The organism is Candidatus Beckwithbacteria bacterium, assembly GCA_012797845.1.
GTDB lineage: Bacteria > Patescibacteriota > Microgenomatia > UBA1400 > UBA1449 > JAAZOH01.
On record JAAZOH010000036.1, the window covers coordinates 1 to 15,184 of the forward strand.

General features: G+C 38.7%; 11 protein-coding genes and 1 tRNA gene. 2 read left to right on the plus strand and 10 right to left on the minus strand.

The window, feature by feature from the left end; genetic code table 11:
* Together GYA49_04365 and GYA49_04370 are read left to right on the plus strand one after the other, a co-directional pair.
* Positions 1–541: hypothetical protein (locus GYA49_04365; GenBank protein NMC36251.1), on the plus strand; the 541-nt coding region annotated here is incomplete at its 5' end.
* 456 nt (positions 542–997) lie between these two features.
* On the plus strand, positions 998–3,043 hold the full coding sequence (locus tag GYA49_04370; GenBank protein NMC36252.1) for a tetratricopeptide repeat protein: 2,046 nt from the start codon (positions 998–1,000) through the stop codon (positions 3,041–3,043).
* A gap of 181 nt (positions 3,044–3,224) precedes the next feature.
* Here the strand turns inward: GYA49_04370 and GYA49_04375 are convergent, their stop codons facing one another.
* The 10 genes from GYA49_04375 to GYA49_04420 all read right to left on the minus strand — a co-directional run bounded on the left by GYA49_04375 (position 3,225) and on the right by GYA49_04420 (position 14,573).
* A complete protein-coding gene (locus GYA49_04375; protein ID NMC36253.1) occupies positions 3,225–4,760 on the minus strand; it encodes a hypothetical protein in 1,536 nt (511 codons plus the stop codon).
* Positions 4,753–5,337 (minus strand): hypothetical protein, encoded by a 585-nt coding sequence (locus tag GYA49_04380; GenBank protein ID NMC36254.1) that lies wholly within the window; start codon positions 5,335–5,337, stop codon positions 4,753–4,755. The genes GYA49_04375 and GYA49_04380 overlap by 8 nt, the downstream gene beginning before the upstream one ends.
* A gap of 49 nt (positions 5,338–5,386) precedes the next feature.
* Positions 5,387–6,070, minus strand: a complete 684-nt coding sequence (locus tag GYA49_04385; GenBank protein ID NMC36255.1) for a hypothetical protein — start codon at positions 6,068–6,070, stop codon at positions 5,387–5,389.
* Between the two features lies 1 nt (position 6,071).
* The gene (locus tag GYA49_04390) at positions 6,072–6,722 is read right to left on the minus strand and encodes a hypothetical protein (GenBank protein NMC36256.1); all 651 of its coding nucleotides are present in this window, start codon (positions 6,720–6,722) and stop codon (positions 6,072–6,074) included.
* 6 nt (positions 6,723–6,728) lie between these two features.
* Positions 6,729–9,743, minus strand: a complete 3,015-nt coding sequence (locus tag GYA49_04395; protein ID NMC36257.1) for a hypothetical protein — start codon at positions 9,741–9,743, stop codon at positions 6,729–6,731.
* A gap of 46 nt (positions 9,744–9,789) precedes the next feature.
* Positions 9,790–9,996: a hypothetical protein gene (locus GYA49_04400; protein NMC36258.1), complete on the minus strand. Its 207-nt coding sequence runs from the start codon at positions 9,994–9,996 to the stop codon at positions 9,790–9,792.
* A gap of 99 nt (positions 9,997–10,095) precedes the next feature.
* Positions 10,096–10,167 (minus strand) — tRNA-Ala (locus GYA49_04405).
* A 94-nt stretch (positions 10,168–10,261) separates the two neighbouring features.
* Positions 10,262–11,962 carry a tetratricopeptide repeat protein gene (locus tag GYA49_04410; protein NMC36259.1) on the minus strand — a complete coding sequence of 567 codons (1,701 nt, stop codon included), beginning with the start codon at positions 11,960–11,962 and terminating at the stop codon, positions 10,262–10,264.
* A 286-nt stretch (positions 11,963–12,248) separates the two neighbouring features.
* Positions 12,249–13,382 (minus strand): M23 family metallopeptidase, encoded by a 1,134-nt coding sequence (locus tag GYA49_04415; GenBank protein NMC36260.1) that lies wholly within the window; start codon positions 13,380–13,382, stop codon positions 12,249–12,251.
* 60 nt (positions 13,383–13,442) lie between these two features.
* A complete protein-coding gene (locus tag GYA49_04420) occupies positions 13,443–14,573 on the minus strand; it encodes a transcription termination factor Rho (GenBank protein NMC36261.1) in 1,131 nt (376 codons plus the stop codon).
* Positions 14,574–15,184: the final 611 nt, after the last annotated feature.

Genomic DNA, 15,184 nt, shown 5'->3' on the forward strand with positions numbered 1-15,184 from the left:
AGCTGGAAACATTACTGCTCAAGGAGCTTCTTTTGACAGCCTAACTACCCATGATGCTACCGTATCTGGATCGTTGTTTGCCTCGCTGATTGAAGCCGAAGATGGTCTGACAGTTAATTTAGGTACCACTTCTAATGCTACTGATTCAGCCAATACTAAATTCTCAGTTTTGGCCAACAATGAAGAAGTGGCTGCTATTGATGCTTCTGGCTCAGGTAAACTAAGAAAGCTAATCATTGCTGATGCTAAAGAAGCTACCACTTCCGGCGTAGTTGGTAACCCAATTGATCCAACTGTAACTTCTAATGCTACCGCCGGTACTGCTGTCATTCCAGCTGGAGAAACTATGCTTATTATTGAAAACAGCAATGTTACCCCAGGCTCCTTGGTATATATCACTCCAACTTCAGATACTGGTAACAATGTACTCTTTGTCAAACAAAAAGTTGAGCAAAGTGAAACTCAAACTGGTTCATTTACTGTAGCTCTTTCTAAAAAACATAACGCCGATGTTACCTTCAATTGGTGGATTATCAACTAAACAAGTTACTAAATATTGATATTTTTTTATAAAAGTGTCACCAGTGTTTAAAAAAGAATACTATATAAACATAAATATAAGCTAGTCGCTGCTTTTACAAAGCGATATTGTATGCATAACTTACGTAACTCAAATCACTATGATTTTTTGTGGTGGTGACAAAATCACTATAAAAGGTAGTAATTGTTAAGATCAATGAAAGTCAGAACTGTTGAAGAGGTAAAAATGGACTATACTGGTGGGACAATGACATTTAAATAATTTATTCCTAGTGGCTTAGTTTATTAAAGAGGCTAAAAAATTATGTAAAACCTGATTAGTTGCCAGTTCAAAACAATTTTGACACCACTGCGGTTTTTCTTCGTTTTCAGAGGAAAATCGCTCTTTACAAGGGCTTGGCTTATTAGGTAAACTGTGTTATTGTTTTGCTGTTACTAACTAGTCACTCTACATCCTATGGAAGAACAAAGCCTCTCCCACCCGATTAGTGCCTTCATCACCAAGGCGGCTCTAATCTTGTTAGTAATTTATACCTTTGCCATCCCCTTAGTCATCAGTCCCATGACTGCTGCTAATGTGTTTGATTTTCCTAAATGGCTTATCACCATTGGCACTGCTTTAATCATGATCATTTTTACTGGTGTCTATATGATCCTGGAACGGAAAATTATCCTTCCAGCCAAACGCTATCTGATTCCTTTAGTGCTATTAGCTGGTGTGTTGTTAATTTCAATTTTTGTCAATCAACCAGTTATCGTCACACCATTCTATGGTAAGTCTGGTTTACTGTTGGCTCTGATTGCTATTGTCTTTAGTTCTTTAGTCTTAATAAAAGATAAAATCAAGCCAGTGCTTTTGGCTTTTATTGCTTCCAGCTTTTTAGTCAGCCTAATGCAAATTTTAGCCTTTTTTGAAGTTTTGGGTAAAATCTTGACTGCCCCTATGTATGGCCAAAAGATTTTTACTCCGGTTGGTTCACAAGTAGCTTTGCTGAGTTTTCTGATTATGGCCTTGGCAGCTACTCTTGTTTATAGTTTAAAAGTCAAGCAGGTTGGTCAAAAAGTTCTACTGTTTGTAGTAGCTGGTCTTCAAACCATAGCTTTGGTTTTTGCCGTTGCGCAAATCTTACCAGGTCAGGATGCTACTCCTCGCTATTTACCATATGCTAGTGGTTGGTCAATTGCGGTTGATCAGCTTAAAAATGGTAAAACTGCCTTTTTAGGAGTTGGTCCAGAAAATTTTGCCATGGCTTTTTCAAAATTCCGACCAGTGGTTTTAAATCAAAGTGATGGTTGGTTTATCCGCTTCGGAGCCTCATCAAATGAATGGTTGACTGTTTTTACCACTCTAGGTTTGGTTGGTTTAGCTGCTATGATTTTATTAGCTTTGACTTTTGTTAAGGCTGCTTTGACCGGATATAAAAAATCAACTGCGGCTACGGCTGTATCAGTTGCATTTGTGGCTAGCTTACTAATTACTCTAATTATTCCAGCCAACACTGTTCTTTTGGCTGTATTTTTCATTTTTGGAACACTGCTCCTTAATTTGAAAAAGGATAAAGCAACTGTTGTTGAATCCGGTCTTGCTATAGCTCCAGCTGCTATCTTAATTTTAGGTAGTGTAATTTTGGGAGTTTTTGTAGTTAGAGCCAGTATGGCCGAAGCTGCTTTTGGTCAAAGCTTGCAATATGCAGCTGAAAATAGAGGTACTGATACCTACAATGCCCAGATTAGAGCTATTCAGCTCAATCCATACATGCAGCGGTATCATCTATCTTACTCAAATACTAATCTAGCCTTAGCTAATGCTTTGGCTACCAAAGAAAAGCTCACTGACGATGATCGACAAAAGATCACTCAGTTGATTTCCCAAAGTATTAGAGAAGGTAAAGCTGCTGTAGCTCTAGACCCAGACAATTCTAATAGTTGGGTTAATTTAGCTAAAATTTACCGACAACTGATCAACTTTGCTCAAGGGGCTGATCAGTGGGCTATCACCTCTTATATTCAAGCTATTAGATTGGATAATACCAATCCTCAGTTGCGGCTTGATTTTGGCGGACTGCTTTATTCCTTGGGCCGCTACGAAGAAGCTATTGATCAATTTAAACAAGCTATTGTCTTAAAACCTGACTATGCCAACGCCTACTACAATTTAAGCAATGCTTATAAGCAAACTGGTCAAAATGTCCAAGCCTATGCAGCTATGCAAAATGTGGTTCAGCTCATTGATCCTAATAGCGCTGATCATGATAAAGCTGTCAATGAACTAAATGAGTTACAAAAACTTTTGCCAGCTGAATTGCAACAAGCTACTACTGCTGCAACCAAACGGGAAAGCCAGCTAACTGAACCTGAACCAACTCCAACTCCCAGACCTACTCAAGTCAATTTTGAAGAAGGAGAACAACAGGAATTAGCTCCTGAAGTTGAAAATGGTTTTGGAGAACTTAATCAACAAGAAGCTACGCCGGCAGCTCAAGTTGAAGGCGGAGAACAATAGATTGTAAGTTAATAGTGAATGCAAAACACCTCTACATTTGTAGAGGTGTTTTTTTAATAGCATCTGATTTTCTTTTCCACCGCGCTTCTCGTAAGAAGTACACTATAGCCATCTTCACAAGAACTATAAGTTCAAAACAAAAGATCTAATAAAGATAAGGGTAGGTATTAAAATACTCTCTTTATTCTTGATTATTCTCCAAGATTACTCGTTTGAAACCACTATGAATACTCCCAGCAGAATTTGATTGAGTCGGAGTATTAGCGGTGGTATCAACTATGTTTTCTTGTTTTTGATATGGCTCAAGTAACACTAAGCGAACTTTTAAAACATCGTTATCAGCCATTGTAAAATATTCCCTAACAGGCAAGCCTTGTTTATCAATAGTCAAAACCCGACTATCTGATTTACCACTCAATGTTTCCCATGATAGTTGATACTGACCAGGTTCAATATTGGTAAATTCGATAGGAAATTCTTCAGTCTGACTACCACTAACATTAAAATTGCTTACAATAACTTTATACTTACCGTCATTACCCACTGCCCAAGCTGTCACATTACTCCCTTCACCGGACAAGGCAAAACGAGGTCCAACCATATCAGCTAAATATGTCAGGGCATAATAGCGGGGTTTGGGCCTGATACCATAAGTCAATACTCCCCATCCAAAATCAGCTTGCTCGGGTCCATCTTTGACTTCAAAAGCTAAGGCTAAGTTAAGTTTTTCCAGCAGTTGACGGGAAACTGCTACAGCATGGGCAGCAGCATAACGCCCAGAATAAATGGCAGTTTTACCCGGATCAGGACCCCATTCTGAAATAACAAACTCATATTGATGATCTGAACCCAGCCACGTTTCAAGCTCTTGCATATCTTCTTCAAATTGACTTGGACTGTAGGCATATCGATGCCAAGAAATAAAATCAAGGGGAAGATTTTGTTCTTTAGTTAGTTCAGTTAGGGCTAAAACCCAATTTTGATACAAAGCCGTAGTAGCTGGTCCTCCAAATTTAAATGGCTCTACCCGCTCATCTCGGGCTTGCTGTGCAGCCCTAGCGGCAGTAGCATATAAGGTCAGATAGTTTTTGCCACCATGATATTTCCAGGCTCCAAATGATTCTAGATCAGGCTCATTCCAGACCTCATAATAGACATTGCTAATTTTTTTATCACCACTGTAATGTTTGATAGTTTGTTTGACTAAATATTGCCAATCATTCCAATTGTAAGGTTGGTCAATCTTGGAAGCTGCTAAGGCTTTAGGCATATATGTTAAAGCTAAAAAAGGTTTAGCTCCAGTTGCCAAAATACTATCAACAGCTTGGTCAAGCTTAGTCCAATTAAGGTTGAGATTGCCACTACTACCACTTACCACACCATAATAATCATCATCAAAAATATGATCCAAACGAATATAAGTCGGGTGAGTTTGTTTGAGCAGGTTTTCTGTTCCGGCCAGCATATTGGTATACATTTCTTCTCCGCCCTGAGCATATCCTGACCATAAAGGCTTAACTTCACCTACTACTTGAGATACATCAATCACGATATCAGCTGGTCGATACTCCTCAACTACAAATAGTTCTCCTTGTTTTGATACTGGCAACTGCTTAGTCAGAATCAAAAACATCACCCAACCAAAAGTAGTAGCTATAATTCCTAGAAAAAAAGCTAAACCTAAAAATAGTAAATGGCTTAAAGATTTTTTAATCATGATCAATAGTTAAATCAATAATGTTATTGTCCCAATCCAAAAAATAGCTACCTTCTTGACTACTAGGTAAATACACCCAGGTTGGTTGAGCACTACCACTAGCAAGCTGTATAGTTGCCAATAAAAGCTGTCCAGAAACTGAAGCTGGTATTTCTGCTAAGAGTGTAATTTGACCTGACTCTTGATCAACTTGATTTAAAAGATAGGTTTGCAATTGGCCAAAGCGAAGTTGGATTCCTTCTATTTCTGGCTCTAAATCAAGAATTGTAGTGTTTTGGGGATCAAATTGTAATTTAGCCTGAACTAACTGGGCTGGTTTTTTGCTGTCTAAAAATAGAGCTAGTTGATTTGACCCAATTGGTTCCAACCACATCTTAGCAACTGGAGCTGTATCAGACGGGACAACAAAAGTTTGGGCTTCAGATTTGGCCTGAGCAATTACTTCCTGAGGTAGTTGCTCTGCAACTGGTTGGTTTTGATGGCTTTGACCAATAAAATAGTCAGTAATAAAGATAGCTTGAAAAATAACAATAAAACTCAGAACAATTAAAATATATTGTAATTTTGATGAAGACATATCTCTTAGTCTAGCGTACTAAAGTCTTATGAAGCAAGATGAACTTTATCTATTTTTGAAGCAATTTTTGATATTTTCGACTCAGTAAACCAATTATCATTAAGGTAATACCTCCTCCTAAAAGAAAAAGGAGTTGCTCAGCATGTCCAGCAGAGGGTAAAGTGGTAGTGGTTCCAGCTCCTCCGAATCCTCCCGTATCACCATCATCATCAGCTCCATCGTCAGCTGTAATTGTATAGGATCCATTGGTTCGACCACTTAAAATATTATTACTAGTCTCATTCTCGGAAATATAGGAATAATTCACACTATCATCAGTTTGTAAGACAAAATCAACTGCAGCCGTGCCTCCGTCTATAGCCTTAAAGGTAATAGTAGCAATAGTTCCACTAGTGGTCACTGGATCAACTGGATTGGTACTTGCGACCAAAGCTGAAATGGTAATTTTGCCATTGGTATTATCAAAACTTTTAACTGGATGGTTATCAAATAATGTTCCTTCTGTAATTTGGGTTACTTCCAGCTTATCTTCATCAAAATTTAAAACTGCATCTACCCCATCAACTGATTCACTGCTTACCACCAAATCTAGTTTAACAGAGAAACTATCACCTTCGTCATAGCTTCCACTGGCTGGTGATAATTTAAGGCTAGCTGCCCACACTCCACTTGCACTCAATAGGAGCAATACCGATCCAAGAAATAATGAAAGGATGCTATGGGCAGATTTCATATTAATTTACGGTTAAAGTAGCTTCAACTACTTTACCGACTAAATTGACTTTACTACTAGATCCATGAACCTGTGTATTAACAGTTGCTTGTCCTGGACCATCAAAAACTACATCCACTTTAAGCGTACCAGACTGCTGTGGGCTTAGCAAGATCGAACCTAGATTAAGCTCCCCTTTGAAACTATTGTCAAGATCAGTCAAAGCACTCAAGGTAATTTCTCCTTTTTCTTGATCAATCTTATTGACTGCAATAGTAGCAAAATTTTCTTCTAGCTCTGGAGAGATAGCTACGGTAGTCTGGTTGCTTATAAATTCCTGTGGGTCGTAGTGCAAAATAATATCAAAGCCATTAACTTCTGTTTCACCAGTATTCAAGCTAATTTGAGCTAAAACTGCTTGGCCAATAGCACCTTCCTCATCTTCAAAACTCACTGCCACTTGAGCTGGATATTCAGTTTGACTAATAATATTTTGAGCCACTTGTGGTTGTAATTTTGTATCTGTTTCCAGGCTATCAGCTGGTTTAGTTGATTGTACTGGTATCAAATAACTCCCAATACCAGAACCAAAACTAAATCCAACCGCTACTCCCCCAATACCCATACATAATAGTAAAATAATAATTGATAAGGGTAAACTTAGTTTTTTCATACTCTCTTAGTAGTTAGATAATCCTTCTCCATTTTTACTATAGTTACGGAGAAAAATACTATAATCCCCAGAGTTAACAATTTCATCATCATTAAAATCAGCACTCAAACTGCTTCCGGTATTTGCATATTGTTTAATAAATTCTGAATAATCTCCACTATTAACTTTGTCAAAGCTTTCATCATTTAAATCTCCTGCTAAAAAGTTGGTTATTGTTACTGTTTTAGTTTCGCCAACGCTAAAAGTAGCTTCAACTACTTTTGATAGATAGTATCTCGGTTTGACATAAATTTTATAGGTCCCAGCAGTGATCCCACTAAAAGTAATATTGCTGATTTGCCCACTGCTGTTGGCACTCAAACCATCTCTTTTATATTCGGCTCCAGTGCTGGTATTTTTCAGTTTGACATACACACTACTACTAGCATCATTGCTTCTTGCTTCTAGATCGATATCTAAATTGAGCGTAAACTCAGCTTCAACATCTTGACATACTCCGGACACACATTCTTGATTATTGCTACAAGAGCTGCTGGTTTGCCAGGTCGTCCCATCACTGCTGCAAACTTGAATTGTAGCGTTATCACTCGAACACTGTGTAGCTCCCGGAGTACAAACCTGATAACCATCTGAATAAATATAGCCCAATAAGGTATCTTCTTTATAAGTTAGATTGTTTTTACCTACTTCATTCCCTGCAGTAGTTGAAACCATAAAATATTTATATGTTTTACTATTTACAGTAGCTGTTGTGTATTTTCGATACAAAGGAATAGTTCCGCTTGGTTGGGCATTTGCTGCATCAAAAATACAAACAACAGGCTTACTACTATTACCTAAAGTAATAGGGTTAGCTCTATCATCATTACCATTCCAATTACAACCTTCAGCAAATTCTAAGGGACTTGGTTTAGCTGTATTGCCATCATAGTAAGGAATTTCTTCTCCTTTTGTGGTCATTAAAACAGTTTTGTTATCTCCACAGCTTAGATGTGCATTCAGAAAATAGAGTGGTTTTGTACCAGATGGAGCATAACCATCACTACCCAAAGGTAATCCATAACCCAATATTTCATTATCTTTACTACAATTATAGGTTGGAGACGTTATCCAAGTATATTGACTAGGAGAATTTCGATCATTGATGAGATAAGAAGAATAAGGGTTGGGACTAGCAGATGGATATGATTCACAACTATATCTTCGCAATGGTACTACACCAAAATCAACAGTTGATTTGGCCGTGCTTATCTCCATCCACCCTAAAAAGCGTTTGTCGTCACTAGTGGGAGGAATAGCATTAAAGTCAGTATCATTATAGGAGTTAAACCAACCATAAGCAGGAAGATCCTTGGTAAATTCTGTGGCCACTGTTCCATCTGATTTGTAAATTTTAAAGGTAACTGCTACGGCTTCATCGCCTGGGTTAGCAATGGTAATTTGATTCCATTGACGTAAGGAGCCATGAGTCCAGTTACGTAAGAATAGTGGTGATTTAAAACTGGTAGCTGTATCTGCTAGTGGTGTTTCAGTAGAAAATGTAGCTTGTCCTCCATCGCTGTCTTTTGTGCTATCATCATCACCTTTTTCCCGAAGAATCAAACGTTGATGAACTGAGACTGCTTTATCTGAAGTGATTTTAACCCAACCTAATGTTCTAGTATCTTTTGTTTTTGGAATTGAGATAAAATCTTCATCATTATAGGAGTTAAAGCTTTGACCGGCTTCTACAGACTTAGTAATAGTTGCCAGTTCTGCTCCTTCAGTACTATATACTTTGAAGGTAAGCGTAGCAGTTTCTGTCCCTGGATTAGCTATCATGTACTGCGTCCATTGACGTAAGTCTCCAGCCGTCCAGTTGCGGACAAAGAGTGGGCTTGTAAAACTAGTACCTGTATTTTCCAATGGAGTTTCAGAAACTGAGACAGCTTGACCAGTTTTATTAATCATCATCGTATCATCACCTGGTTCACTGATAGTGAGACGTTGATGGATAGAGACGGGACTAGCTGCATCAATCTCCATCCACCCCAAAAAGCGCTTATCATCACTAGTGGGAGGAATAGCATTAAAGTCTGCATCATTATAGGAGTTAAACCAACCTTTAGCAGGAAGATCTTTAGTAAATTCGGTAGCTATTGTGCCATCTGGTTTACGAATTTTAAAGGTAACTGCTACTGCTTCATCGCCTGGGTTAGCAATGGTAATTTGATTCCATTGACGTAAGGAGCCATGAGTCCAGTTACGTAAGAATAGTGGTGATTTAAAACTGGTAGCTGTATCTGCTAGTGGTGTTTCAGTAGAGAGCTTGGCCTGACCTCCATCACTGTCTTTAGTGCTATTATCATTGCCTTTTTCCCGAAGAATCAAACGTTGATGAACTGAGACTGCTTTATCTGAAGTGATTTTAACCCAACCTAATGTTCTGATTGCATCTTTTGTTTTAGGTATTGAAATAAAATCTTCGTCATTATAGGAGTTAAAGTTCTTTCCGGCTTCTATTGATTTAGTAATAGTTGCCAGCTCTGCTCCTTCAGTACTATACACTTTAAAAGTAACTGTAGCAGTTTCTGTACCAGGATTGGCTACCATATACTGCGTCCATTGACGCAAGTTTCCAGCTGTCCAGTTGCGGACAAAGAGTGGACTCGTAAAACTAGTACCTGTATTTTCCAATGGAGTTTCAGAAACTGAGACAGCTTGACCAGTTTTATTAATCATCATCGTATCATCACCTGGTTCACTGATAGTGAGACGTTGATGGATAGAGACGGGATAAGTAGCCGGACTTTCTTCAAATACTTCAGGCATTTGAGCTTGATAGCTTTGGTCTAATAATAAAAGTTGATTTATCAAACCTAAACCTAAACCTAAAAACAGGAAAAGGCTTACAAATCCAAAAACAACTTTTTTAGAAATTTGATTTGTTTGAGGTGGGGCAATAAATAATGAAACTAAGTTATGAGTAGATTTACTTGCTTTTTCTTGAGAAGTAGGGATATTTGGCTGCTTGGCATCCATGCAATTAGTGTACGCAGGTTCTTTTCACCCTGTCAATAACAAGTTTTCACAATTTTTTCTCAAGTTCTTTAGCAATAGCGCTCTTGCCGCGAAATTGATCTGAGGCAGCAGTTTTACGAAGAGCTTTGCAAATAAGACAGAGTTTAGGCGGATGTAAACCTTTGCTTTCAAAAAATTCTTGTTCCTCCTTAGTCCAAACAAATTGTTGGCCACAACTGGCACAAATAATAATTTGGTCTTTTTTATCAGTCATAATTATTTTAAAAAATAAATATCTGTGGACTCACCGGGAATTCCTGCCTGCCGGCAGGCAGGGAACCCGGAATTATGCAACCTGCCCGCCGTTTTTATGTGGACCGTAGGAGAATCGAACTCCTGTATCCGCAATGCGAATGCGGTGCTCTACCGACTAAGCTAACGGCCCAATTTTGGCAGGTGAGTAAGCCAGTATACTGTTTACCTATGAGTCCAGTTCCCTTATTTTACCATTTTGAGGGGGTTTAACTTTAAAATTAGCCTTATTCGGTTTGGGTTTGATTTTGTTTCATTTGAGCATATTGCCAAAACTTAATTAGCTCCGGGTTGCGGGGAAAACGGGGCAAGGCTTCTTGTTCTAGAAATTGCTGAGCTTCCTTAAATTTTTCCTGACGCAGCAAAATTCCAGCTAGATTAATGTAGGCTAAATAGTAATCACTGTTGGCAATGGCTTTTTTATATAATTTCTCTGCTTGGATTAAATCCCCTTTCCGATTGTAGTAGGCTCCCAGATTGTTGTAGTTGCTCCACCAATACGGAGCTAGTTTGATTGAAGCTTCAAAGTGAGGTTTAGCTGCTTCAAATTGCCCGGCTCGAAACAGCTCCACTCCCAAGTTATTTTCTAGATCAAAAGCATCTTGAGAAATAGCAATATCATGACTAAACAAAGCTAAACCATTTTTCCAATCTAGTACTCGCAGAACTGATCTAGCCGAAAGGATTATTACCAAAAAAGTAGCCAAACCTAAGATCAAAGCCTCTAGTTTTTTAGGAGCTAAACTTTGCCAAGCAACTGCTAGCAAACCAAGTAAACCAAACATCGGAAAGTAAAACCATCGATCAGCTACCGTCATATCCAAAGGAACAATATGGAGATGTAAACCTAACCCCAAACCAAACCAAAGGCTAAAAAACAAAGCCAATAAAAAGTAGTCGTGATTCTTTTTTTTAAGCTGCAATAGCCAAACTGTTAGACCAATAAGCAAAGCTAAACTAATGCCAAGTGGTAGATAAAATTGATTCCAAGTTGCCTGACGAACTACCCAATGTTGAGCAATCGCCAAGTTTTGTGGCCAAATACTGTTTTGTAGGTAGTAGCTGATTATTCTTGGAGCAGTTAATAGCCTAGTACCCAACCCAACTCGCATAATTGGCGATAGACCTTCTTTAGCCCCGTAAACTCCAGCAATCCCAAAACGCAAAATTGCATAACTAACACCAACTATAAATGAAGTATTTATGACAGATAATAGTGTGTCTTTAGGTTTTTTAAAAAGATATATATAGAGCAATGCAACCGGAATAAACAGAACACCTGTTTCTTTAGAAAGCAGCGATAGGAACAATAAGGTTCCTAACCAAACATAGTCAGTAGTTTTTTTAAAATCAAAAGCTATTAAGCGGTATAAACCCCACAAGCCAAATAATAAAAATAGCACATCTTGTAAAGCGGAAATATAGACTGCGCTTTCGACCTGCAAAGGATGAGCAAGAAAAACTAAGGCTAAAAATAAGGATGCATAACTAGTTTTTTCTTTTTTCCCAGGTAATAATAGTTTGAAAATAGCAAAAACCAGACAGGCATTAATAATATGAAGACTAACTTGGACTAAATGAAACCAACCGGCTCGAGCTCCAAAAATTGTATACAGGAGTGTAAAAACTAAACTCATCATTGGTTTGTAGTACATGCCGGATAGATCTCCCCCACTCCCGCCTGTATTGAACGTACTGCCTAAAAATAAACTCGGAATTGAAGTTAAAGAATGAACTGCACTGTTGTTAACTACCTGTTCTTCATCATCCCAAACAAAGGCATTCCCAAAACTCATCCCAAAAACCAACAAGCCTACAGCAATAATTATTAGGTAAAAACGATATTGGAAGAAAAAATTGGAGCCTTGTTTCACAGCCTTATTGTAGCTGGAAAACCATAGTAAGGACAACAGATCTGCTGTCCCCATATATTTTCTTGTTTTATTACTTGTCCACTTTTTTAAAACGCAGCTATCAAGAAGCTGTTTTGTGAATACTTTAATAAAGTGTCTTCTGTATTCCTCTGAGGGAAACTGAGAAGACAATAGTTATGAACAAAACAGTCTTCTTGAAGACCGTTTTATAAAGTGGTAGTTTCTTTTGCCTATTTCTTTGGCGGCACAAAGAAATAGGCTTAACTGTTTAAAATCAAAGAGACAAGGCAGTGCCTTGTCTCTACTCTAAATTCTAGCTCTTAGTTACTAGCTACAAACATTATTGTAAATAGGTCAGCGGATCATAGTTGGCTCCGTTATAACGAATTTCAAAATGTAAATGAGTGCCAGTAGACCTACCAGTAGAGCCCATTCGTCCAACTGCGTCACCACGATTAACAGTCTGTCCAGGAGTCACATAGATAGCTGATAAGTGAGCATAAAGGGTTTGGAAACCATTGCCATGATCAATTAAAACTCTGTTGCCATAGCCTACATTATCTGGCCAACCAGCAATCACAATAGTTCCCGCATCAGCTGCTAAGATATCGGGGGCATCTTGATTGGCAATATCTAAACCCTGATGGTACCAAACAAAACGCTGGGTAATCCGTCCACCCGCTGGCCAGATAAAACTGCCTGACGGAGCAACAGTCCCCGCATTAGGCGTAACCTTACCAGCAATATAGAGATTTTGACTATAAATTTTCTCTTTGGGTTTAATACCGTCTGGCACCACAATCAACTGACCAACAGCTAAACCAAAGTTTTCATCATCAGTATAAGAATTAAATGGCCAGTTAACGATCACTTGAGGATCAACACTGTATTTTTTAGCAATAGAATAAATGGTATCGCCCCGTTTCACTTTATGGACTACCCCATCAATTGGCGGAATTTCCAGTTTTTGTCCTTCAGCAATCGTAGCATCAGCCTGTAGATCATTTTGCCAACGGATAGTATCAGTAGCTAGACCAAATTTTTCAGCTATAGATGAGAGTGTTTCTCCTGATTTAACAGTGTAGACGACAATCGTATCCCGGCCGGTTTCAGTTTTTTTAGAAATGGTGGTTACCATGCTGGCTGCCTGGACTTCGATACTTTGACCTAAAACTGCTCCGCCAGTGCTATCAGGCATAACTTGGTTTTCTCCAGGAATTACCTCTTTCACCAAAGGCGCTACTGCCATACCAATCAGAAACAAGCCAGTCATAGAGCTATGTAAAAAGGGCCGGACATATTTACCCCGTTTAGCCGTTAACCCTCCTACTACCACATGTTTAGCTTTTTCAAACCGGTAAAAATAGAAAAAGAGACGCCTGTTAATATACGAGGATAAAACATTGGTAAATTGAACCAATAGTTTAAAATAATTAACAATCGGTGAAAAGAACGATATCTCTGATCGCTTCATAAAAGCTATTCTAGCAAGAATCACTGTTTCTGCCAAATCGTGTGAGCAGCAACATTGGTCTTAATCTCTACCTAAATTTTTCAAAAATTCTTCGTTACTTTTACTTTTAGCTAGTCTTTCTAAGATGATCTCAGTCCGTTCAGTAGCTCCCAGCATATCAATCATGGTCATCAAAGTTTTAATCCGTTCGTACATCTTGGGACCATGTAAGAGCATATCCTGACGAGTACCTGATTTCTGGATATCAATAGCTGGGTAAATCCGTCGCTCAGCTAATTTTCGATCCAGATGCAGTTCCATATTGCCAGTCCCTTTGAACTCTTCATAGATGAGATCATCCATACGGGAACCAGTATCAACTAAAGCGGTGCCGATGATAGTCAGAGACCCAGTTTTTTTACCATCATAAGTGGCAAATTCTTCAAAGTTTCTGGCTGCTCCAAAAAAGCGTTTCGGAGGATATAAAGCGGCTGGATCAAAACCACCTGATAGAGTTCGACCTGAGGTGGGAATAGCCAAGTTATAGGCCCGAGCTAATCTGGTAATGGAGTCAAGTAAGATAACCACATGTTTACCTAGTTCAACCAAACGTTTAGCTCGCTCCAGTGCTAGCTCGGCTACTTTGACTTGTCGTTCTGGCTGCTCATCAAAATTGGAAGCAGCTACTTCACCTTTAATAGACCGGGCAATATCGGTGACTTCTTCGGGTCGTTCCCCTACCAAGACTGCCATCAAATGAACATCAGGATAATTAGTCGTAATCCCATTGGCAATTTCCTTCATGATGGTGGTTTTTCCAGCTTTGGGTGGAGACACAATCATACCTCTTTGACCTCGACCAATTGGAGCAACTAAATCAATAAGTCGGGTTGATAAGACATTGGTTTCAGTTTCTAAGACAAATTGTTTATCTGGATACACGGGAGTTAGACGATCAAAATGAACCCGTTCAGACAAGGTATCAATGGGAATACCACAGATTTCAGAAACTTTAAGCAACCCCCAATATCGTTCTGATTCCTTAGGACGTCTGGCTGGACCTTTGACCATATCACCGGGTCGTAAACGAAATCTGCGAATTTGGCTGGTAGAAATATAGACATCTCGATCAGAAGCTGAAAATTCTGGTCGTAGCAAACCATGACCATTGTTTTCAAAGTCTAAAATTCCAGATACATCTTCGGTGGGCATCCCGGCATCCGGAATTACCCGATTATCAACCACGCCATCAAACTGGCGAATTTGATAACTGGGTCGTGGACTGCTACTAACAGGTTCTACGGTTTGGACATCAACTGATTTAGTTTCAGTAATGGTTCGATCTTGATTACCAACTAATTGATCAACTGGATCAACAGTAGCTTTGGAAGTGACTGAGGTAGTCTTTGCAGCTACTGGTTTAGGAGAAGCTTTTTTTACAGGCATACCATTTCCTTTCTAGAAATTGGAAAATTAATAATAACATACATACAAATTGAATGGCAGATTACCACGATAGTGTAATCAAAAACATATAGCTGTGGAAATAAAAAAGTTCACTCTTACAAATATCTAATTGGAATAATAACAATGCTATATTGAGGAATCGTTTAAATCTACCACAGTTAGCTTAACTCTGTCAATTCTGATTACGCTTAATAAGTATTTTAAGGGAAAAAGTATTTAGGTGTTCTAATCGGGATTCGAGAGCCTGCCCTACACTCGAATCCCTATCACAACATCAAAAATACTTGACACCAGTTCTAAGCTGTGCTAGTTTTAAGCATAGGCTTTTCTTTATTCCTGTCCTTTTAAAGAAAGCC

Bases quoted from the DNA above. Each gene is read 5' to 3' on its own strand.
- GYA49_04370 (NMC36252.1), top strand. From the start codon at position 998: ATGGAAGAACAAAGCCTCTCCCACCCGATTAGTGCCTTCATCACCAAG.
- GYA49_04400 (NMC36258.1), bottom strand. From the start codon at position 9,996: ATGACTGATAAAAAAGACCAAATTATTATTTGTGCCAGTTGTGGCCAA.
- GYA49_04385 (NMC36255.1), bottom strand. From the start codon at position 6,070: ATGAAATCTGCCCATAGCATCCTTTCATTATTTCTTGGATCGGTATTG.
- GYA49_04415 (NMC36260.1), bottom strand. From the start codon at position 13,382: ATGAAGCGATCAGAGATATCGTTCTTTTCACCGATTGTTAATTATTTT.
- GYA49_04410 (NMC36259.1), bottom strand. From the start codon at position 11,962: ATGGGGACAGCAGATCTGTTGTCCTTACTATGGTTTTCCAGCTACAAT.
- GYA49_04395 (NMC36257.1), bottom strand. From the start codon at position 9,743: ATGGATGCCAAGCAGCCAAATATCCCTACTTCTCAAGAAAAAGCAAGT.
- GYA49_04380 (NMC36254.1), bottom strand. From the start codon at position 5,337: ATGTCTTCATCAAAATTACAATATATTTTAATTGTTCTGAGTTTTATT.
- GYA49_04375 (NMC36253.1), bottom strand. From the start codon at position 4,760: ATGATTAAAAAATCTTTAAGCCATTTACTATTTTTAGGTTTAGCTTTT.
- GYA49_04420 (NMC36261.1), bottom strand. From the start codon at position 14,573: ATGCCCACCGAAGATGTATCTGGAATTTTAGACTTTGAAAACAATGGT.
- GYA49_04390 (NMC36256.1), bottom strand. From the start codon at position 6,722: ATGAAAAAACTAAGTTTACCCTTATCAATTATTATTTTACTATTATGT.